This window comes from Streptomyces thermocarboxydovorans (assembly GCF_039524635.1).
Lineage (GTDB): Bacteria > Actinomycetota > Actinomycetes > Streptomycetales > Streptomycetaceae > Streptomyces > Streptomyces thermocarboxydovorans.
The window spans coordinates 1-19,963 of record NZ_BAAAGU010000059.1 but is presented as its reverse complement, the minus strand read 5'-3'; the positions used below and the strand labels follow the sequence as shown (position 1 = coordinate 19,963).

The window sequence follows — 19,963 nt, the reverse complement described above, 5'->3', positions numbered from 1 at the left end:
GTGGAGAACCTCATCGGATTGCTCGTCGCTGCGCCGCTTCTCGGCGCTGCGGTGCTGCTGTGCGGCGGCAGGCGGCTCGATCGTACGGGCCACTGGATCGGCTGCGCCCTCGCGGCGGCCTCGTTCGTGGTCGGGGCGGTGCTCTTCGCCGGCATGCTGGGCCGGGACGGCGAACACCGCGCCATCCACCAGTACATGTACAGCTGGATTCCCGTCGGAGGCTTCCACGCGGACGTGGCCTTCCAACTGGACCAGCTGTCGATGACCTTCGTCCTGCTGATCACCGGTGTGGGCACGCTGATCCACATCTACTCGATCGGCTACATGGAGCACGACGAGCGGCGCCGCCGCTTCTTCGGCTACCTCAACCTCTTTCTCGCGGCGATGCTGCTGCTCGTCGTCGCCGACAACTACCTGCTGCTGTACGTCGGGTGGGAAGGCGTCGGCCTGGCGTCGTACCTGCTGATCGGCTTCTGGCAGCACAAGCCGTCCGCGGCCACGGCGGCGAAGAAGGCGTTCCTCGTCAACCGCGTCGGCGACATGGGTCTGTCGGTCGCGATCATGCTGATGTTCACGACCTTCGGCACGTTCGCCTTTGAGCCGGTGCCGGCCTCGGTCGACAGGACCGGCGAGAGCACGCTCACCGCGATCGCGCTGATGCTGCTGCTCGCCGCGTGCGGCAAGTCGGCCCAGGTGCCGTTGCAGTCCTGGCTCGGTGACGCGATGGAGGGCCCGACCCCGGTCTCGGCCCTCATCCACGCGGCGACCATGGTGACCGCCGGCGTCTACCTGATCACCAGGTCGGGTGCGATCTTCAACGCGGCGTCGCAGGCCCAGGCGGCGGTCGTGGCGGTCGGCGCGGTCACGCTGGTCTTCGGTGCGATCGTCGGTTGCGCGAAGGACGACATCAAGAAGGCGCTGGCCGGCTCGACGATGTCGCAGATCGGCTACATGGTCCTGGCCGCGGGCCTCGGCCCCATCGGCTACGTCTTCGCGATCATGCACCTGGTCACGCACGGCTTCTTCAAGGCCGGGCTGTTCCTCGGCGCCGGCTCGGTCATGCACGCCATGAACGACGAGGTCGACATGCGCAGGTACGGCGGCCTGCGGACGTACATGCCGATCACCTTCGTCACCTTCGGCCTCGGCTATCTGGCCATCATCGGCTTCCCCGGCCTGTCCGGCTTCTTCTCCAAGGACAAGATCATCGAGGCGGCCTTCGCCAAGGGCGGCACCGAGGGCTGGATCCTCGGCGGCGCGGCCCTGCTGGGCGCGGCCATCACCGCGTACTACATGACCCGCGTGATGCTGCTGACCTTCTTCGGTGAGAAGCGGTGGCAGCCGGCCCCCGATCCCGGCACGGCGCACAGCGTCGAGCCCGGAATCGAGGTGCACCCCGGGGAGATGCCGCACCCGCACGAGTCGCCCAAGGTCATGACAATCCCGATGATCCTGCTCGCCTTCGGGTCGGTCTTCGCCGGCGGCGTGTTCAGCCTGAACGACGCGTTCCTGCACTGGCTGGAGCCGGTCACCGGACACGCCGAAGCGCATCCGCCCGTCAGCGCAGCGACCGTCACCCTCGCCACGATGGCCGTGCTCGCCATCGGTGCCGGGCTCGCCTGGGCGCAGTACGGACGCAGGCCCGTCCCCGTCGCGGCGCCCCGTGGCTCGCTCCTCACCCGGGCCGCGCGCCGCGATCTGCTCCAGGACGACTTCAACCACGTCGTGTTCGTCAAGCCCGGCGAATACCTCACCCGCGGCCTGGTCCACCTCGACCGCTCGGTCGTCGACGGCATGGTCAACGGCACCGCCGCCGCGGTCGGCGGACTGTCCGGCTGGCTGCGCCGCGTCCAGAACGGATACGTCCGATCGTACGCACTTTCGATATTCGGCGGTGCCGGGGTGCTGGTCGCCGCCATTCTCCAGATGAGGTCGGTGTGATGAGCTCATTCCCGCTGCTGACTGTCACCGCCGCCGTCCCGGCGGTCGGCGCGGTCGTCACGGCCGCGCTGCCCGCCGCGACAACGGATGCCCGGCGGCGCAGCGCCAAGGCCGTCGCCCTGATCTTTGCCTCCGTCACCCTGGCCCTGGCTGCCGTCATTGCCGGACGCTTCGATCCCGGCGGCGCCCGCTACCAGTTCACCGAGTCGTATGCCTGGATCAAGACCTTCGGGATGGCCTTCTCGCTCGGCGTGGACGGCATCGGCACGGTGCTGGTGCTGCTGACCGCCGTGCTCGTGCCGCTGGTGATGCTCGCCTCCTGGCACGACGCCGACCCGGAGTCTCTGCCCGAGAGGTCGTTCGGGAACCGCCGCCGCACCCAGGTCTTCTTCGCCCTGGTCCTCGCCGTTGAGGCGATGGTGCTGGTGTCCTTCCTGGCCACCGACGTCTTCCTCTTCTACGTCTTCTTCGAAGCCATGCTCATCCCGATGTACTTCCTCATCGGCGGCTTCGGCGACCGGGCGGGCAGTGACGAGGCGGCCGGGCAGCGTTCGCACGCGGCCGTGAAGTTCCTGCTCTACAACCTGCTCGGCGGCCTGGTGATGCTGGCCGCCGTGATCGGGCTGTACACGCTCTCCGCCCGGGCCGGGATCGGCAGCGGGGGCGACGGCAGCTTCGACCTGGCCACCCTCACCCGTGCGATCCGCGACGGCAAGCTGTCCATCGACCCGGCGACGGAGTGCGCGCTCTTCCTCGGCTTCTTCTTCGCCTTCGCCGTCAAGGCCCCGCTGTGGCCGCTGCACACCTGGCTGCCGGGTGCCATGGGCGAGACCACCGCCGGCACCGCGGCCCTGATCACCGCGGTCGTCGACAAGGTCGGCACCTTCGCGATGCTGCGGTTGTGCCTCGGGCTGTTCCCCGACGCATCGAAGTTCTTCGCGCCCGCGATCCTGGTGCTCGCTGTGATCGGGATCATCTACGGGGCGCTGCTCGCGGTCGGCCAGAAGGACATCAAGCGGCTGATCGCCTACGCGTCCATCTCCCACTACGGCTTCATCATCCTGGGCATCTTCGCGATGACCACCCAGGGTCAGAGCGGCGCCACCCTGTACATGGTCAGCCACGGCATCGCCACCGCCGCGCTGATGCTGGTCGCCGGGTTCCTGATCTCGCGGCGCGGCAGCCGCCTGATCGCCGACTACGGCGGCGTGCAGAAGATCGCCCCCGTGCTCGCCGGAGCGTTCCTCGTGGGCGGCCTGGCCAACCTGTCGCTGCCGGGGCTGGCACCCTTCGTCAGCGAATTCCTGGTGCTGGTCGGCACCTTCACCCGCTACCCGACGCTGGGCGTCGTCGCCACCTTCGGCATCGTCCTCTCCGCTTTGTACGTGCTGGTGCTGTACCAGCGCACCATGACCGGCCCCGTGAAGGAGAGCGTGGCCCCCATGGCCGACCTCAGGGCCAGGGAGCTGCTCGTGGTGACCCCGCTGGTGGCCCTGCTGATCGGGCTCGGCGTCTACCCCAAGGCCGTCACGGACATCGTCAACCCGGCGGTCGAGGCCACACTCGCCGAGGTCCATCGCATGGATCCGAAGCCCGTCCACCCGGCCGCAGGACAGCGCGGCGGGTTCTCGCACTCCCCCATCCACGAGAACGCCGGAGGTGAGGCGAAGTGAGCGCCCTCGCATCGGGAGCTGCCTACACCGTGTGGACGGCGGCGGGCGACACCGCCGGCATCCCTGCCCCGAAGGTCGAGTACGGGCAGCTGGCGCCCATGCTCGTCGTGTTCGGCGCCGCTGTCGTCGGCATCCTCGCCGAGGCGTTCCTGCCCCGCCGCATCCGCCGCACCACTCAGGTGGCCGTCGCCCTGCTGGGGCTGACCGCCGCCGTCGGCACCGTCGTCACGCTCGCCACGTGCGGCTACGCCTCCAACAAGGCCAACCTGGCTGCCATGGGCGCGGTCGCCGTGGATGGCCCGGCGCTGTTCCTGCAGGGCGTCATTCTGCTGGTCTCCATCGTCGCGGTGCTCGCCTTCGCCGAGCGGCGGCTGGAGCCGCGCGGCGCGGACGGCGCGCCCGTGGACGCCTTCGCCCCGCAGGCGGCCGCAGTGCCCGGCAGCGACGCCGAGAGGGCTGCCGTTCGGGCGGGGTCCGCGACCACCGAGGTCTTCCCGCTGACGATGTTCGCGGTCGGCGGCATGCTGCTCTTCCCGGCGGCAGCCGACCTGCTGACGATGTTCGTCGCGCTGGAGGTCTTCTCGCTGCCGCTGTACCTGATGTGCGCCCTGGCCCGGCGCCGCCGCCTGCTCTCCCAGGAGGCCGCGGTCAAGTACTTCCTGCTCGGCGCCTTCGCCTCGGCGTTCTTCCTGTTCGGAACGGCCCTGCTGTACGGCTACGCCGGCACCGTCTCGCTCGGCGGCATCGCCGACGTCATCGCCGGCCGGTTCCCGGCGGCCCCGGCGCTGGGCACCACCACGAACAGCGCCCTGCTGCTGATCGGCGGCACTATGGTGCTGGTGGGGCTGCTGTTCAAGGTCGGCGCGGTTCCGTTCCACATGTGGACGCCGGACGTCTACCAGGGCGCCCCGACACCGGTCACCGGCTTCATGGCCGCTACCACCAAGGTCGCGGCCTTCGGCGCGCTGCTGCGGCTGCTGTACGTCGCCGTCCCGGACATGCGGTGGGACTGGCGGCCGGTGCTGTGGGGGGTGGCGATCCTCACCATGGTCATCGGTGCGGTGCTGGCCGTCGCCCAGACCGATGTGAAGCGGCTGCTGGCGTACTCCTCCATCGCCCACGCCGGTTTCGTCCTCACGGGGGTGATCGCCACCAGCAAGGCGGCCCTGTCCTCGGCCCTCTTCTACCTGGCCGCGTACTCCTTCGTGACCTTCGGCGCCTTCGCCGTCATCACCCTGGTCCGCGACGCGGGCGGCGAGGCCACCCACCTCTCCCGCTGGGCCGGCATGGGCCGCCGCTCCCCGCTGCTGGCGGCGGTTTTCACCCTCTTCCTGCTGGCTTTCGCCGGCATCCCGCTGACATCGGGGTTCGCCGGGAAGTTCGCCGTCTTCCAGGCGGCAGCGGCGGGCGGAGCGGTGCCGCTGGTGATCGCGGGTGCGCTGTCCTCGGCAGTCGCGGCGTTCGTCTACCTCCGGGTCATCGTCCTGATGTTCTTCTCCGAGCCGGAGCCCAGCGGGCCGTCCGTCGCTGTCCCCAGCGCGTTGACGGCCACTTCCATCGGCCTCGGCGTCCTGGTCACCCTGGCGCTCGGCCTGCTCCCGCAGTACGTCCTCGACCTGGCGGACAAGGCCTCGCTCTTCGTCCGCTGAGGGCGCCGCCGTACGCTTCCCCATCACTCACCACGAATAGCGTCGATCTGCAGCGAGTGGTCGACGACCCCCACACTGCCTCGGCCGTGAACGTCATGGTCATCGCGGTGGGCTGCGCCTCGGACCGGCCCTGGTCGAGTTCCCCGCACGGCTGGTGGATCAAGCCCGCGGGGGGGGCGGCGGTATCGATCTCGTTGTCGGCGACCATCAGCTGGACCATACCGTCGGCCAGCCGGGCCGCGAACGGCCGGCTGTCCGCGGCCCGCGCCACCGCGATGTCCTGCGCGGTGCGGGCCATGCACATCGCGTACGCCGCGCCCGTCCGCTCCGGCGTGGCGATCGCCTCGAGCATGTGCGTGTTGCCCCCGTCGGGCGCCGCCAGTTCAGCACCGGCGGGCCGAACAACGATTATCCGGCCTCCTCGAAGATCAGTGCCGTCCGCGCAAGTCCAGGCCGTGGCCGCCGAACTCGGGCAGGACAGGCGGCGAACACGCCGCGCTTCGGGCGGCCTCCCTCAGGCGCGTCCGCGGCGCCTCTCCCCCGGCGGCGGACACACCGCCGCACTCCTCCTCGGCCGGGATCGCCACCTTGCGGACGAATTCCGCCGTGCGGCGAGCGAGATCGACAGACGGGAATGCGACCGCGTCCACGAATCCGTTATCGCCCCCACCTCGGGATCGCAGCTGATCAGCAGTCCCCTGCGGTCCTGGGACGGGAGCGCAGTGTTTCGAGCGTCCGCCAGGCCCGGGTGGCCAGCTGCAGATTGAAGTGGGTGTCCGGATTCGCAAGGTCATGCCCCGAGATCTCGCGAATCCGCTGCAGCCGGTACTTGAGTGTGCTGCGATGCACCGACAGAGCCGCCGCCGTGGAGTCGTAGTGTCCACCGCACTCGAGATACCAGCTCAACGTGTTGACCAGGTCGGACCGCTTGCTGGCGTCGTAGTCCAGGAGCGGTCCCAACCAATGCCGCACGAACCGCTCGACTGCTGCCGGGTCCCCGACCTCGCCGAGGAGCCGGTACACGCCCAGATCCTCGTAACTGACCACGCGGTCGCTGCCGTGCGCGGTGCTTTGCATCTTCAGCGCGAGCAATGCCTCGCCGTAGGAGCGCGGGAACTCCCCGGGTCGCTCACAAGGGCCGCCGACCCCGATCCGGCACCGGCCGCCGCCCAGTTCGGCCACGACGGCCGTGCGGAACCGATCCCAGGGCACCACGCGGTCGGCGAGCAGGACCACAGCGTCACCACGGGTCATCAGCAGCGAGCCGACACCTGTCGAACCGGCCGCGCGGCGCACGCCGTGGAGCAGCGCCTCCGGGTCCTGCGCCTGCGCGCCTCCCTCGACGACGATCACCCTGTGCACGCGCTCCAAGTCGTAGCCCAGCGCCTGCGCGCGGGCCAAGGCGCTCTGTTCATCGGTACCCGACAGTAGTTCCTCAACCAGGTCACGCCGCAAGTGCAGTTCGGTCTCGGCCAAACTGCGCAGGCGGACGAGTTCCATCGCCAGCACGGTCGCCCCGTGCTCCAATGCGATCAGGTCTTGGTCCCGGGCCGCCCCGGCAGGGTCCACCAGCGCCAAGACACCGAGGATATCCGGGCGCGGACTGGCGATTACCAGCAACCGCCCGCCCTCGCGGATCGGCCGCCCGTCGCGCACCGCGCGCCGCAGCATCTGCTCGCGGCGCGCTGGGGGATCCTTCGGGTACGGGCCGGGTTTGTTCGGGCCCGCCCACGCCCGCAGGTTGCCGTATCGGTCCTCGATGGCCACGGGGAACCCCGTAAGTTCATGCAGAGCGGTCGCGATGCCCTCCTGCCCTTCGCCCGCGACCGCGACCCTGGTGAACCGGTCGTGGATCTGCAGGGTCCGTTCGAGTGCGCCGAGTGTTTCGGCAAGCGCGGCGTTGGCTGTGCGCAGCTCCTCGGAGGCGGCCCGTTCCTTCGCGTGGAGCCGCGCGTTCGCGAGGGCCACACCGGTCTGCTGGGCGAGTGCCTGAAGCAGGAACTGCTCGTCCGACGACGGTTCCTCGCCGGCCGACACGATCAGGTGACCGACGTATTCGTCGAGGCTGCGCACTGGCAGCGCCCATCCCCAGCCCTGGCCGGGGACGGTGACCAGACCGCCGCTGTGGCCGAGAGCCATGATCTGGGGCTCGATCGCCGCCCGCACCTCCGGACGCACTGCCGGAGTCGCCTGCCACCCATCCCCCAGGTAGTAGACGCCCTCGACGTGGCAGCGCCCGAAGGACGCCACCGACGTGGTCGCCAGGTGCAGGATCTGCCGTTCGTCGGTGCTCTCAGTCATCAGCATGGAGAGCATCAGCAGGCCGCGGAGGTTGCTCAGCTGGTCGCGCAGTGTCGTGTCCGGCGCTGCCGAGCGTGCGGCCGGGACCGCAGGCGTACTCATCGCCTCCTCACTGCCTCGTCGCGAGGAACTCGTCGGGCTCGAGGTAGTAGGGGTTGGCGACCAGCATGCCGCCGACCAGAACCTTTGGGTGCGTCTTCAGCACGTCCAGCAGTATCCCGCCGCTGAACCGGTCGAGGTCATACAGGCAAAGGACCACCTGGGGGTAACGCGGCAGGAAGCGGTTGAGCCTCGACTCGTACTCCACTAATTCTTCGACCCCGGACATCTGGCGCAGTGACCAGGTCATCTCCCCCACGGCCCGGGAAAAGCTGAACCCATGAGCGAGAGCTCCGCCGACCGCGTCGTCCCAGAAATCGAGCATGACATCCGTCGAGAACCTGCCCTCACGCAGGTATGTGTCACTTGATCGCTGAACGTCGAGCTGCTGACTGCTCAGACACGGTCCACGGTCGAGGTCCGCGGCGAGGGCTGCCAGCACCGCCTCGGGATCGTTCGCGTCCACGACGCAGATGCACTTGTCGCCGGTCTGCAGTCCCTCGCGGAGATACGGGATCAGGATCTCGTCGCGCGCAGCCGGGCCGCGGTAGAAGGCGCACAGATGATCGCCAGGCGTGACCTGGACACCTGCAACGCCGAGAGCAACCGAGGTCGGCATCGAGTCAGGCACCGTCGACCCCCTCTCCGGCAAACCTTAATCGAGAAGCATAACATTCCAGCTATAGATCGTGATCTTCATATTTGCTGGGCGACTTGTTGCCGCAGTGGCTGGCGCAGGGCCTGGTGGGCGCGCCGCCACGTTGCGCACTGTAGCGGGTCGGCCGGGAGCTGACCTTGCATGTTCCACCCAATCCTCAAGCGAGCTCGGCGACGATGAGCTCGGCGCTGTCCCTGTCGTCAGGAGGCGGGCGAGAAGGTCCGAGGCGAAGCGGTGCGCTACCGAGACCAGGCGACCTCGGCGGGCACGGCCAGGACCGCCTGCGGGGCGTGCAGAGCAGGGGGCTGTGCCAGGCCATGGAGGGCCGTGGAAACGGGCATTGAGGTTCCCTCACTTGCGGGATGGCACGGGGACAGCTGGCGCCAAGACGTAGCGGAGGGCGCGGACTGTCAACGTTCGTGACGCGAGTCGGGCATCACCAGCACCGAGGGCGGAGGATCGTCGGAACCAGCCGATGCCTACGACGGGCTGCGTGCTCTGTGCGTTGCTTGGTCAGTCATAGTCCGGGAACTCCTCGGTCAAGCCAGTCTTGACCCAGTGGGCGAGGAAGTCCTCGAGCTGGGCCTCGCAGTCCCGCACGGCCTGCTTGGTGGACAGGACGCCGATGACGTACCCGACGGCGAGCGCGACTACCCCGCAGCCGACGGCGATCAGGGTCGTGTTCATGTGCTGTCTTTTCACTTCGCTCGCGGGTGGACCCGGCTAGCGGCGTTGTTCACAGCAGTGACCGTCTCGCCGCAACCGGGCGCGGGCCTCCACTGCCCCGGCCCGAGATCGGGCCGGGGCCGAGCCGTCAGCGGGTGGCTTCCAGCAGGTGGTAGAGCAGGAGGAGCTGGGTGATGGCCAGCGGCTCACTGCGCTCACCGACGTCGAGCTTGCCCAGCGTGTCCGGAGGGTCGCCGGCGTCCACGCCGAGCTGCGACCAGATGGCCTTCTCCACCACATGGCTCTCCTCGCGCGGCGCGTAGCCGTGGACGTGCAGCGCGTCGACGGGACGGCCGTCCTCGTCCCGGGCCAGTTTGAGGTGGATCGCACGCTGGTCGCCCTTGGAGAGGACCCCGTTCAGGTCCGGGTGCCGGATGGTCGGCCGCAGCAGCAGCTCGGCCGACAGCGGCGTGCCGGGCGGGTCCTCCCGGCCTGCAATCGGTGCGAAGCGGACGACGATATCGGCGGATCGCCGCTGGGGGCGGATGAACGCCTCCGACTCCGGCTCGCGGCGGTCCATCTCGGCGAGCACCTGGTCGACGGTGTAGCCGCGCTTCTGGGTGTCCCGCTTGATCTTCCACTCCCGGCGGACCTCCTCCGGGGGGTTGAGGTAGACGGTCACGTCGAAGCACGCCCGGGTCAGCTTCGTGTGCAGCGGCAGCAGGCCCTCGACGATGACGAAATCGCGTGGCTCGACGAGCTCGGGCCGGGTGAGCCGGCCGGTGTCGTGGTCGTAGACCGGCTTGAGGATCGGCTGGCCTGTGGCGAGTAGCTGGAGGTGCTGCTCCATGATCCCGACGTAGTTGCAGTCCGGGTGCAGCGCGGTGAACGGCAGGCCCTTGCGCTCCTGCCGGTCGTAGCGGTGGTAGTCGTCCACGCAGACCGATGTGCTGCGCTCCGGCCCGAGCGCCTCGACCAGCCCCTTGGTGAGGGTGGTCTTGCCCGCCGCGCTGTCGCCGGCGATGGCGAGCATGACGGGTCGCTTCACGGGTGCCTGGTTGGCGTCCGCGCGCTGCATCCGCATCAGCTTGTACGGCATGTCGACTCCTCCTCTGTCCTGCTACGGATGCCGGTCAGCGCGGCCTCGACGACCGCGGGAACGGTGAAACCGAGCTCGCTGTAGACGACCGGGCCAGGGGCGCTGGCGCCGAACCGCCGCAGCCCGATGACCTGGTCGCCGGGCCGGGCGAGGGCCTGCCACCCGTGCGGCACGCCGGCCTCCACCCACACCGCCGGGCAGTCCGGCAGCAGTCCGGGGTCGGTGCCGAGCGCCTCTTCGAACCGCTCGCGCCACGGGACCGACACGACCCGGGCGGCAACGCCGCGCTCGGCGAGCGCATCGGCGGCGGCACACACAAGGGCCACCTCCGACCCGGTCGCGATCAGGACCACGTCGGGCTCCTCGGAGGTCTCGCGCACGACCTGGGACCCGTGCCGGGTGAGCACGCTCGCGGGCACCGGCTCCAGCACCGGGAGGTCCTGGCGGGTGAGCACCAGCACCGTCGGGCCGTCACGGCGCTCGAGCGCCACCTGCCAGCAGGCCGCGGTCTCGTTGGCGTCGCCGGGGCGCAGCACCGCCAGCCCCGGGATGAGCCGCAGCGACTCCAGCTGCTCGACCGGCTGGTGCGTGGGTCCGTCCTCCCCGACCGCGATGGAGTCGTGCGTGAAGATGAACACCACCGGCAGCCCCATGAGCGCGGCAAGCCGCACCGTGGGGCGCATGTAGTCGGAGAACACGAGGAACGTGCTCCCGTACGGCCGCAGCCCTCCGTGCAGTGCCATACCGTTGAGCACCGCGCCCATGGCGTGCTCGCGAATCCCGAAGTGCACCGTGCGGCCGTCGTAAGCGCCGGGCCCGACGTCCCCGACTCCGGGGATCGTCGTGTTCGTCGAGGCCGCGAGGTCCGCCGACCCGCCGACGAGCGCCGGGTACGACGGGCCGACCGCGGCCAGCACCGCCCCCGACGCCTTGCGGGTGGCCATCGCCGTACCGGGCTCGAAGTGCGGCAGCAGGCCGGCGAGGTCGGACGGCGGCAGCGCCGACATCGCCGCATCCCACTCCGCGGCGAGCTCGGGGTGGGCGTCGTGCCACCGGGCGCGGTCGTGCTCCCAGGACAGCCGCTCGGCGCGTCCCTCGCCTGCCAGCCGGCGGCAGTGCTCCGCGACGGCGGTGGGCACGTGGAACGGCTCGGCCGGCCAGCCGAACCGCGCCCGCGTCGCCGCCAGCTCCTGCTCCCCGAGCGGGGCACCGTGCGCCGCGCTCGTGCCGGCGAGCGTCGGCGCGCCGTACCCGATCGTCGTGCGCACCGCGACGAGGCTGGGCCTGGTCTCGTCGGCGACCGCCTCGGTGAGCGCTGCCGTCACCGCGGCCACGTCGTTGCCGTCGTCGACCCGCAGCGCCTGCCAGCCGTAGGAGGCGAACCGCCCCAGGACGTCGTCCCGGCAGGACTGGCTGGCGGGGCCGTCGATGGTGATGTCGTTGTCGTCGTAGACGACGATGAGCCGACCCAGCCCAAGGTGCCCGGCGAGCGAGGCCGCCTCGTGGCTGATGCCCTCCATGAGGTCGCCGTCGCCCGCAAGCACCCACGTGCGGTGGTCGACGACGGTGTGCTCCTCGGTGTTGCACCGGGCGGCGAGCATCCGCTCCGCCAGGGCCATGCCCACCGCGTTGGCCAGACCCTGGCCGAGCGGACCGGTGGTGGTCTCGACGCCGGGCGTGTGTCCGTACTCGGGATGACCCGGCGTCGCCGACCCCCACTGACGGAACCGGCGCAGCTCGTCGATCGGCAGGTCGTAGCCGAACAGGTGCAGCAGCGCGTACAGCAGCATCGACCCGTGCCCGGCGGACAGCACGAACCGGTCGCGGTTCAGCCAGCCGGGCTCGGTCGGGTCGTGCCGCAGGAAGCGCGACCACACCACCCACGCCGGGACCGCGGCGCCCATGGGCAGGCCGGGGTGTCCGCTGCGGGCGGCCTCCACGGCGTCGGCGGCGAGCAGTCGGATCGTCGCTGTCGCCTGGGCGTCGATGTCGTCCGGCGCGGGCGCCAGGTCGGCCGTCACGGGGCCGGCCGGCGCGATCAGCACCCTGTCTCCGGGCGCACTCATGCTGCCTCCTGGTCCTTCTCCTGCAAGCCCTGCGCCTGCGCGTAATCCGGTGCCGCTTCCGCGGCCAGCGAGCGCAGCTGCGCCACCTCGTCGGCGAGGCGGTCCCGCTCGCGGAACAGCGCGCTGCCGGCGCAGAACGTCGTGGCGCCGGCCTGCGCGGCGCCGGCGATGGTGCTGCGCGCGATGCCGCCGTCCACCTCCAGCTCGATCTCCCGCCCGGTGCGCGCGATGAGCGCGCGGGCTGCAGCGATCTTGGGCTCCATGGACGCCAGGTATTCCTGGCCGCCGAAGCCCGGGTTGACCGTCATGACGAGCAGCAGGTCGACAAGGTCGAGCACGTGCTCGACCGCGCTCAGCGGGGTCGCCGGGTTGACCGCCACCCCGGCGCGGGCCCCCAGGTCGTGCACCGCGGCGAGGGTGCGGTGCAGGTGACGGGTCGACTCGGCGTGGACGATGACGATCTCGCAGCCGGCCTGGACCCAGCGCCGCAGCATGCGATCCGGCTCCTCGACCATCAGGTGCGCCTCGAATCCGAGGGTCACCAGCGGGCGCACCGACGCGATGATGTCCGGACCCATGGTCATGTTGGGAACGAAGGCGCCGTCCATGACGTCCCACTGAATGCGGTCCACCCCGGCCCGCTCGAGCAGCTGGCACTCTTCTCCCAGTCGCGAGAAGTCCGCGGGCAGGACTGACGGGACGATGCGCGGCGGCGATGCGGTCGGCGCCATCTGGGCCTCCTGTCTTCAGCGTTGCGGACGACGCTACGTTCGCAGACCGTGAGCGGCTCCCCCCGAGCGGGGGAGACCGTCGGGGATTCCGTGCACGAATCCCGACGGTTATCGTGTTCGGATGGAAGACCGACCGTTGCGGGTCGTGCTCGTCGACGACCACGAGATGGTGCTCGAGGGACTCAAGGCGTTGCTGGCACGGTTCACGCGGCGCGTCCGTGTGGTGGGGCAAGCGGCAGACGCGGAAGAGGCGGAACGCGTCGTCGCGGCGTTCGATCCCGACATCGTGTTGTCCGACGTGCGGCTGCGTGGCCCCTACAGTGGCCTCGACTTGTGCCGGCGGCTCGTCGAGGCCGCCCCCGAGAGGAAGGTCGTGCTGCTCAGCGCGTACGACGATGAGCAGTACCTGTACCAGGCACTGCGCGCTGGGGCAGCCGGCTACCTGCTCAAGTGGATGGGTGGCGAGGAGCTGCTCCGCCACGTCGAGCGGGCGGCCGCGGGAGAGACGGTCGTCGACCCGACCATGGCCGGCCGGGCAGCCGCGTCCGCCGCGCGGCTGCAAGCCGGGGAGTTCTGGCCCGGCGCGGCCCTGGGCCTCACCCAGCGGGAGAGCGAGGTCCTCGCGCTCATGGTCACCGGTCTGTCCAACCGCGGAATCGCGAACAAGCTCGTCCTGGGTGGTGAGACGGTGAAGAGCCACGTGCGCTCGATCTACCGCAAGCTCGAGGTGAGCGACCGGGCCGGCGCGGTCGCGGTCGCGCTCCGCGAAGGGATCTTCCGTTGACCGGGCACGGCCTCGGACTGGCCGACCCGGAGCGGGAGAACGCGCTGCTGGTGGGCATCATCGAGGCGATCTCGGCTGGGCCCGAACTGGGGCCGCTGGCAGGGAACGTCGCCAGGCTCATCTCGGAAGCGACCGCCACCGACGTGTGCTTCGTGCATGTGCTCGATGACGCCGGCGGGTCGCTCACGCTCGTCGGCGCGACACCGCCGTTCGACCGCGAAGTGGGCCTGATCCAGCTGCCCATCGGCGAGGGCGTGAGCGGGTGGGTGGCAAGCCATCGGCAGCCGGTGGTCATTGTCGAGAACAAGGAGGACGACCCGCGATACCGGTACTTCCCGCAACTGCGCGGCCAGGACTACACGTCCATGGTCTCAGTGCCCATGGCCAGCCACCCCGGTGGGTTCGTCGGCACCCTCAACGTGCACACGCGCGACCGCCGCGAGTTCACCGACCGGGACGTGCGACTGCTCACCTCGATCGGCAGCCTCGTCGCCGCAGCGCTGCACCAGGCGCGGCTGCACCGCAGGCTGGCCACCCGCGAGCGCGCGCTCGAGCGGTTCGCCGAGCAGGTCATCGCGGCACAGGAGTCGGAGCGGCGCCGACTGGCCGCCGACATCCACGACGGCATCACCCAACGGCTCTTCAGCCTCCGCTTCCACCTCGACGCCGCGTCCGACGCACTCACCGAAGCGCCGGACTTCACGGCCGAGCAGCTCGTGCACGCACGTCGGCTCACCCGCCTCACGCTGGACGAGGCCCGGGCGGCGATCAACGGCCTGCGACCGCCGGTCCTCGATGACCTCGGACTCGCAGATGCCCTGGCCAGCCTGGCCCGGTCGATCGCGGCCGTCGAGGTGACCGTCGATGTCGAGGAGTGCCGGCTTCCCGAGCACGTGGAGATCGCGCTCTACCGCATCGCGCAGGAGGCGCTGCAGAACGTCGTCAAACACGCCCAGGCCAGCCAGGCCCGGCTCGAGCTGCGCTGCGACCGCGACGAGGTATCGCTGCAGGTGACCGACGACGGGCGCGGTTTCGACGGCCTTGCGTTGCTGCCAGGGCACGTTGGCGCCGGCGGGTACGGCATGGGCAGCATGGCCGAGCGCGCGGAGCTTGTCGGCGGCCGGCTCGAGGTATGGTCCCGCCCCGACCAGGGCACGACGGTCATCGCCAAGGTCCCGTTCCCGTAGGGGCGGTGGGCATCGCGCGTGTCGTCTCGGCTCCCGAGACGGTCAGTTGTTGCCGGCCAGTCGGCTCCTGAGCAGCGTCGCCACGGCCTCGGCGAGCGCCGCCGGCTCCACCGGTCGCGTGATGACCGCGTCCGCCCCGCTCCAGGTGGCCAGCCAGGAGTCCTGCGGCCGAGCGATCAGCAACAGCACTGGCGGACAGCCGTGGATCTCATCCTTCAGCTGCCGGCACAGGCCCATGCCGCCCTCCGGCACGGCCTCGCCGTCGAGGATCAGCAGGTCGATCAGCGCGCCCCCCGTGGCATGCAGGTCCAGCGCCCCGACCACCGCGGGCGCGGTAGCGCACTCCAGGTACTCGATCTCCGGCAGGTCGGCAGCGGGGCGGCGGCCGAGGGCCAGCCGCCCCTGCTCGCGGGTGTTCCGGTTGTCGCTGTAGACAAGGACCGTGACGGTTGCGTCGGCGTGCGCCATGCGGGCATCCCCCCGATCAGCGGAGATCATTTTCGTCGTTCCTTCCCGACGGGCCGCATGGGGTGGACCGCGTGGTCTCAAGCGCGTGATGGCGAATCAGAGTCGCCGCGTCGGGGCCGTTGAACCCGTCGAGCACGGCCAGAGCTCCGGTGAAGTCCTCGCCGCGGGTGTAGTCGTTCGCCACGATCACGCAGCGCAGGCCGGCACCCAGTGCTGCAGCCAGCCCGTTCGCCGAGTCCTCGACGGCGAGCGCGCGGGCAGGAGGCACTCCGAGCCGCGCCAGCGCCTCTCCGTAGACGGCCGGGTCCGGCTTGAGAGCGGGCACCTCGGTGCCGGTGACCACGACAGCGAAGGTGCCCGACCCGAACAGCCGGTCGAGCAGCGGTTCGACCCACGCCCGGGTGCCGGTCGTGGCGACGGCGAGAGTGATGCCGGTGGCCGCGAGCTCGGCGAGCAACTCGGGAACGCCCGGGCGCGCTGGAATGCGGCCCTGCTCGACCATCTCCCGGAACCGGGCCGTCTTGTCCACGTGCAGCGTTGCTGCGAGCGCTGCTGCCTCCTCGGAGCGATACCCCTGGCTCTCCAGGAATCCGGCAATACGCCGACGCCCCCCTGTGATCTTGAGGAGGCGGCCGTACGCCTCGACGTTCCACCGGTACGGCAGCCCAGCGGCGGCGAAAGCCGCGTTGAAAGCGACCCGGTGGCCATCCCGCTCGCTGTCGACGAGCGTGCCGTCGACGTCGAAGACGATTGCGGCACGCTGCGCCGTGGCTCGCCTGAACCCGTTAGGCGGCATGCTCCCGTTCCAGCGCGTCAGTGTAGGTGCCGGTGAGGGCGGCGGTGTTGCACGCGACCCGGTGGGCGAGCGCCTGCTGGCCGTCGGCCACCCGCTCGGGGTCGCCTCGCCACGCAGCAAGCGCCGGGTCGACGAGACCCCGCCCGAAGGAGAAGGTGAGTGGCCAGGGCGCCTCAAGTCGCTGCATCGCGGCGAGGTTGGCGGTGGCCTGCGCAGCGCTCTGCCCACCTGACAGGAACGCGATCCCCGCGACCTTCTCCTCCACGACGGCGCGCAGTGTACTCACCGTGGCCTGCGCGACTTCGTCCGGTGTGGCGGTCTCGCCGGAGTCCCTTCCGGGCACCACCATGTTCGGCTTGAGCACGATGCCGTCAAGCTCCGCCCCGTCCAGCTCGGCGAACACCTCCTGTAGCACATCCGACGTGACCGCCGCGCAGCGGGCGATGCCGTGCGTGCCCTCCATGAGGACCTCGGGCTCGACGATCGGCACGATGCCGGCCTCCTGGCACAGCATCGCGTACCGGGCGAGCGCGTGGGCGTCGGCTCGCACCTTCCGCCGGGTCGGCCGTCCGTCCCCGATCGAGATGACCGCCCGCCACTTCGCGAAGCGCGCGCCCAGCGCGGCGTACTCGGCGAGCCGCCCGCGCAGCCCGTCCAGCCCCTCGGTCACGGTCTCGCCCGGCGCGCCGGCCAGTGGCTTGGCTCCGGTGTCCACCTTGATGCCGGGGAGCAGCCCGCGCTGTGCCATGGCCTCGGGGAAGGTGCGCCCGTCCGAAACGGCCTGGCGGAAGGTCTCGTCGCACAGGATCACGCCGCTCACCCCGCTGGCGAGGTCGGGAGTGGTGATGAGCATCTCCCGGTAGGCCCGGCGGTTCTCCTCGGTCGGCGCCACACCGGCCTTCTCCAGCCGGGCGGACATGGTGGCGATGCTCTCGTCCGCGGCGAGGATTCCCTTCCCAGGGGCCACCATGGCGGCAGCAGTGTGGGCCAGGTCGGCCATAACAGTCACTCTCCTTCAGCATCGGGAACAGGCGTGGGGCGGTGGTCTGCGTGGCAGGTTCAGCGGAACGAGGCCCCGCAGGCGCAGGACCCATGTGCGTGGGAGCTGTCGATCGTGAAGCCCTGCGCCGCGGTCGTATCGACGAAGTCGATCGTCGCGGCGTTCAGGTACGGGGCACTCGTCCGGTCCACGACGACCCTGATGCCGCGGAGTTCCTGGACGATGTCGTCGTCGAGTACCCGCATATCGAAGAGCAGCTGGTAGCTCGGGCCGCAGCAGCCCCCGGGCTGCGCGACCACACGCAGGTGTACGTCGTCGCGGCCCTCCTGCTCGAGCAGGCTCCTGATCCTGGACGCCGCGGCGTCGGTGAGGACGACCCCGCTGGGTGGGGTCAGGTCCCGGACTGTCATCTCGCTGCTCCCGCTCACTGGTTGTGCCGGCGGTAGTCGACGACGCTGTAGGAACCGAGCCGGTCGAGCTTGTGCTCGCTGCGTACGAAGCGAACGGTGCCGCTGCGGGCACGCATGACGAGCGACTCGCTGACTGCCCGGTCCGGGCCGTACCGCACGCCGCGCAGCAGCTCGCCATCAGTGATCCCGGTGGCCACGAAGAACGCATCCTCGCCGCTGACGAGGTCCTCGGTGGTGAGGACCCGGTCCAGGTCGTGCCCGGCGTCGAGAGCCCGGCGGCGCTCCGCGTCGTCGCGCGGCCAGAGCCGGCCCTGGATCACACCGCCGAGGCACTTGACCGCGCAGGCGGCGATGATCCCCTCCGGCGTGCCGCCGATGCCGAGCAGGAGGTCGACACCGGTATCGTCGCGCGCCGCCATGACCGCGCCCGCTACGTCGCCGTCGGAGATGAACTTGATCCGGGCGCCTGCCCTGCGCACCTGATGTGCCAGGTCCGTGTGCCGTGGCCGCTCGAGGATGCACACGGTGACGTCCTCGGGTGCGCAGCCCTTGGCCTTCGCAACAGCGCGCACGTTGTCGGCGATCGGGGCGCAGATGTCGACGGCGCCGGCTGCGGCGGGCCCGGTGACGAGCTTGTCCATGTAGAACACGGCGGACGGGTCGAACATCGACCCGCGCGGGCTTACCGCGAGCACGGAAACGGCGTTGCCCATGCCCTTGGACGTCAGCGTCGTCCCGTCGATCGGGTCAACCGCGACGTCGCAACCGGGACCGCGGCCGTCGCCGACCAGTTCGCCGTTGTAGAGCATCGGGGCGGCGTCCTTCTCGCCCTCGCCGATGACCACGATGCCCCGGATCGGCACGGTGCCGATCATGGCGCGCATGGCATCGACGGCGGCCTCGTCGGCGCCGTTCTTGTCACCCCGGCCCACCCAGCGCCCGGCCGCCATCGCCGCGGCCTCGGTGACGCGCACCAGGTCGAGCGCAAGGTTGCGGTCCGGCGCGGGCCGAGCCGCCGCGCTACCCCCCGTACCGACATCGGCGGGTGTCGTCATGTCCCTCTCCCTCTCGGGTCGAGCCCTGTACGCGTACGGGGCCGGCTTCCTGGGGCAGAACGACCGCCCCGTACGTGGTCGGGGCGATACGGAGAGGCCGTACGGGGCGGTGTCCTGACCAGGACCCTAGGTTTGCGGCCCGCTCCCTCTCACCCCCCGGCGGGTGGAACGTGCGGGGGAACCGGCACGCGGTGGGCGGCGCCAACCGGCCGTCCTGTCGTCTCCGTCGTGCAGCAGGTAGTCGAGGAGCAAGGTCGTGCTCGCCGACGTTCGGGCATGGGTCACGGCATGCCATGGCCTGCGCAGCGGCGTGCCCGGCACCGTCACCTCGACCAGCTCCCCTGTGGCCAGATGCCGGGCGACCGCGTCACGGGAGACGAGGGTCGCACCGAGCCCGGCCACCGCCCCGGCAACCACCGCGCCGTTGGAGCCCAGGGTCAGCTGTGGAGGGTCCACCTCGAGACCGGCCAGCAAGGCCTCGCAGGTGACGCGGGTACCCGAGCCCGCCTCGCGCAGCAGCCAGGTGGTCCGCCCTAGATCAAAGTCCTCGGCCGGCCCGGGGGCTGCGACGACCACGAGTTCGTTGGGGCGAACCGCGCGCACGACGACGTCGTCGAGACCGCTTGGTGGTCGCCCGGCGATGACGAGGTCGGCCTCGTGGGCGGAGAGCAGCCCCCACACCTGCTCGCTCGTGCCGACCTCGAGCCCCAAGTCCACCCCGGGGTGGTGCGCGAGGAATCCTGCGATCACGGTGGGCAGAACGTGCTCCCCCGCAGTCGTGACCGCGGCGACCCGCACCCGTCCCCGTTCCGGGTCGACGTCCCCCCGCGCAGCGGTCAGCGCCTCGTCGTGCAGGCCGAGGATGGTACGGGCGTAGTCGGCGTAGGTCTGTCCGGAGGGCGTGAGGCACAGGCCTCTTCCCACACGCTCCACCAGTGGGACGCCGACCTCCCGGGTGAGTGCGGCGACGGCCGCCGACACTGCGGACTCCGTCACCACGAGGCGCTGTGCCGCGACCCTCACAGACCCGGCCTCGGCAACAGCGACGAAGGCCCGTAGCCGGGCGGTGGTCGTCATACACACCTCCATGGGTTGAAGGATGAGTTCAGCATCAGCTGAAATATTTGAGGGTCAGCTCCACTATTCTGACCTGTCGCAGCCGAGCTAAGACGGTGTCCTATGTGGTGAGGCGGAGGAGTCGTTTGTAGCAGCAGAGTGCTGCGGCGAGGCCGAGAAAGGCCAGGTAGTTGCGGGGATTGCGTTCGTGGCGGGGGCTGAGTCTGCGGTAGCCGGACAGCCACGCGGTTGGGTCGGCCGCGCGGCGAGGTGTTCGCCGTGGGGCGAGTCCTGTTCCGCGCGGCCTCCCGCCGAACCGGACAT

The 19,963-nt window shown here is 70.5% G+C and carries 17 protein-coding genes and 1 pseudogene; 5 read left to right on the top strand and 13 right to left on the bottom strand.

Going from position 1 to position 19,963, the window contains the following annotated elements:
• The 3 genes from nuoL to nuoN are packed head-to-tail and all read left to right on the top strand — an operon-like array spanning position 1 to position 5,263.
• The gene (gene nuoL, locus ABD198_RS24655) at positions 1–1,941 is read left to right on the top strand and encodes an NADH-quinone oxidoreductase subunit L (RefSeq protein ID WP_344005802.1); all 1,941 of its coding nucleotides are present in this window, start codon (positions 1–3) and stop codon (positions 1,939–1,941) included.
• Positions 1,941–3,614 (top strand): NADH-quinone oxidoreductase subunit M, encoded by a 1,674-nt coding sequence (locus tag ABD198_RS24650; RefSeq protein WP_344005800.1) that lies wholly within the window; start codon positions 1,941–1,943, stop codon positions 3,612–3,614. The genes nuoL and ABD198_RS24650 overlap by 1 nt, the downstream gene beginning before the upstream one ends.
• Complete coding sequence (nuoN, locus tag ABD198_RS24645; RefSeq protein ID WP_344005798.1) at positions 3,611–5,263, top strand: NADH-quinone oxidoreductase subunit NuoN; 1,653 nt, start codon at positions 3,611–3,613, stop codon at positions 5,261–5,263. Before ABD198_RS24650 ends, nuoN begins: the two co-directional genes overlap by 4 nt.
• Positions 5,264–5,950: 687 nt before the next feature.
• Here nuoN and ABD198_RS24640 read toward each other — a convergent pair.
• From ABD198_RS24640 to rpe, 6 genes are all read right to left on the bottom strand, one after another.
• Positions 5,951–7,666: a helix-turn-helix domain-containing protein gene (locus ABD198_RS24640; RefSeq protein ID WP_344005796.1), complete on the bottom strand. Its 1,716-nt coding sequence runs from the start codon at positions 7,664–7,666 to the stop codon at positions 5,951–5,953.
• Positions 7,667–7,673: 7 nt separating this feature from the next.
• A complete protein-coding gene (locus ABD198_RS24635; RefSeq protein ID WP_344005794.1) occupies positions 7,674–8,294 on the bottom strand; it encodes an MEDS domain-containing protein in 621 nt (206 codons plus the stop codon).
• Positions 8,295–8,834: 540 nt separating this feature from the next.
• Positions 8,835–9,008: a hypothetical protein gene (locus ABD198_RS24630; protein ID WP_344005792.1), complete on the bottom strand. Its 174-nt coding sequence runs from the start codon at positions 9,006–9,008 to the stop codon at positions 8,835–8,837.
• 127 nt (positions 9,009–9,135) lie between these two features.
• Positions 9,136–10,086 carry a phosphoribulokinase gene (locus ABD198_RS24625; protein WP_344005790.1) on the bottom strand — a complete coding sequence of 317 codons (951 nt, stop codon included), beginning with the start codon at positions 10,084–10,086 and terminating at the stop codon, positions 9,136–9,138.
• A complete protein-coding gene (gene tkt / locus ABD198_RS24620) occupies positions 10,071–12,152 on the bottom strand; it encodes a transketolase (protein WP_344005787.1) in 2,082 nt (693 codons plus the stop codon). Before tkt ends, ABD198_RS24625 begins: the two co-directional genes overlap by 16 nt.
• Positions 12,149–12,883, bottom strand: coding sequence for a ribulose-phosphate 3-epimerase (gene rpe / locus ABD198_RS24615; protein ID WP_344005785.1), 735 nt, complete (start codon positions 12,881–12,883; stop codon positions 12,149–12,151). The genes tkt and rpe overlap by 4 nt, the downstream gene beginning before the upstream one ends.
• Positions 12,884–13,004: 121 nt before the next feature.
• On the opposite strand from rpe, the gene ABD198_RS24610 reads away from it, so the two are divergent.
• Positions 13,005–13,667, top strand: coding sequence for a response regulator (locus ABD198_RS24610; protein WP_344005783.1), 663 nt, complete (start codon positions 13,005–13,007; stop codon positions 13,665–13,667).
• Positions 13,664–14,854: a GAF domain-containing sensor histidine kinase gene (locus ABD198_RS24605; protein ID WP_344005781.1), complete on the top strand. Its 1,191-nt coding sequence runs from the start codon at positions 13,664–13,666 to the stop codon at positions 14,852–14,854. The genes ABD198_RS24610 and ABD198_RS24605 overlap by 4 nt, the downstream gene beginning before the upstream one ends.
• Before the next feature lie 42 nt (positions 14,855–14,896).
• Here ABD198_RS24605 and ABD198_RS24600 read toward each other — a convergent pair whose 3' ends face one another.
• The 7 genes and pseudogenes from ABD198_RS24600 to ABD198_RS24570 all read right to left on the bottom strand — a co-directional run.
• Positions 14,897–15,322, bottom strand: a complete 426-nt coding sequence (locus tag ABD198_RS24600; RefSeq protein ID WP_344005779.1) for a response regulator transcription factor — start codon at positions 15,320–15,322, stop codon at positions 14,897–14,899.
• A 16-nt stretch (positions 15,323–15,338) separates the two neighbouring features.
• Complete coding sequence (locus tag ABD198_RS24595) at positions 15,339–16,118, bottom strand: HAD-IA family hydrolase (RefSeq protein ID WP_344005777.1); 780 nt, start codon at positions 16,116–16,118, stop codon at positions 15,339–15,341.
• Positions 16,108–17,118, bottom strand: coding sequence for a class I fructose-bisphosphate aldolase (locus tag ABD198_RS24590; protein WP_344005775.1), 1,011 nt, complete (start codon positions 17,116–17,118; stop codon positions 16,108–16,110). Before ABD198_RS24590 ends, ABD198_RS24595 begins: the two co-directional genes overlap by 11 nt.
• Positions 17,119–17,177: 59 nt before the next feature.
• Positions 17,178–17,528: a HesB/IscA family protein gene (locus tag ABD198_RS24585; RefSeq protein WP_344005773.1), complete on the bottom strand. Its 351-nt coding sequence runs from the start codon at positions 17,526–17,528 to the stop codon at positions 17,178–17,180.
• 14 nt (positions 17,529–17,542) lie between these two features.
• The gene (glpX, locus tag ABD198_RS24580; RefSeq protein WP_344005771.1) at positions 17,543–18,583 is read right to left on the bottom strand and encodes a class II fructose-bisphosphatase; all 1,041 of its coding nucleotides are present in this window, start codon (positions 18,581–18,583) and stop codon (positions 17,543–17,545) included.
• Between the two features lie 126 nt (positions 18,584–18,709).
• Positions 18,710–19,660 carry a LysR family transcriptional regulator gene (locus ABD198_RS24575; protein ID WP_344005769.1) on the bottom strand — a complete coding sequence of 317 codons (951 nt, stop codon included), beginning with the start codon at positions 19,658–19,660 and terminating at the stop codon, positions 18,710–18,712.
• A 100-nt stretch (positions 19,661–19,760) separates the two neighbouring features.
• Positions 19,761–19,886: pseudogene (locus ABD198_RS24570) on the bottom strand (IS5/IS1182 family transposase); the annotation flags it as partial.
• Between the last annotated feature and the right edge of the window lie 77 nt (positions 19,887–19,963).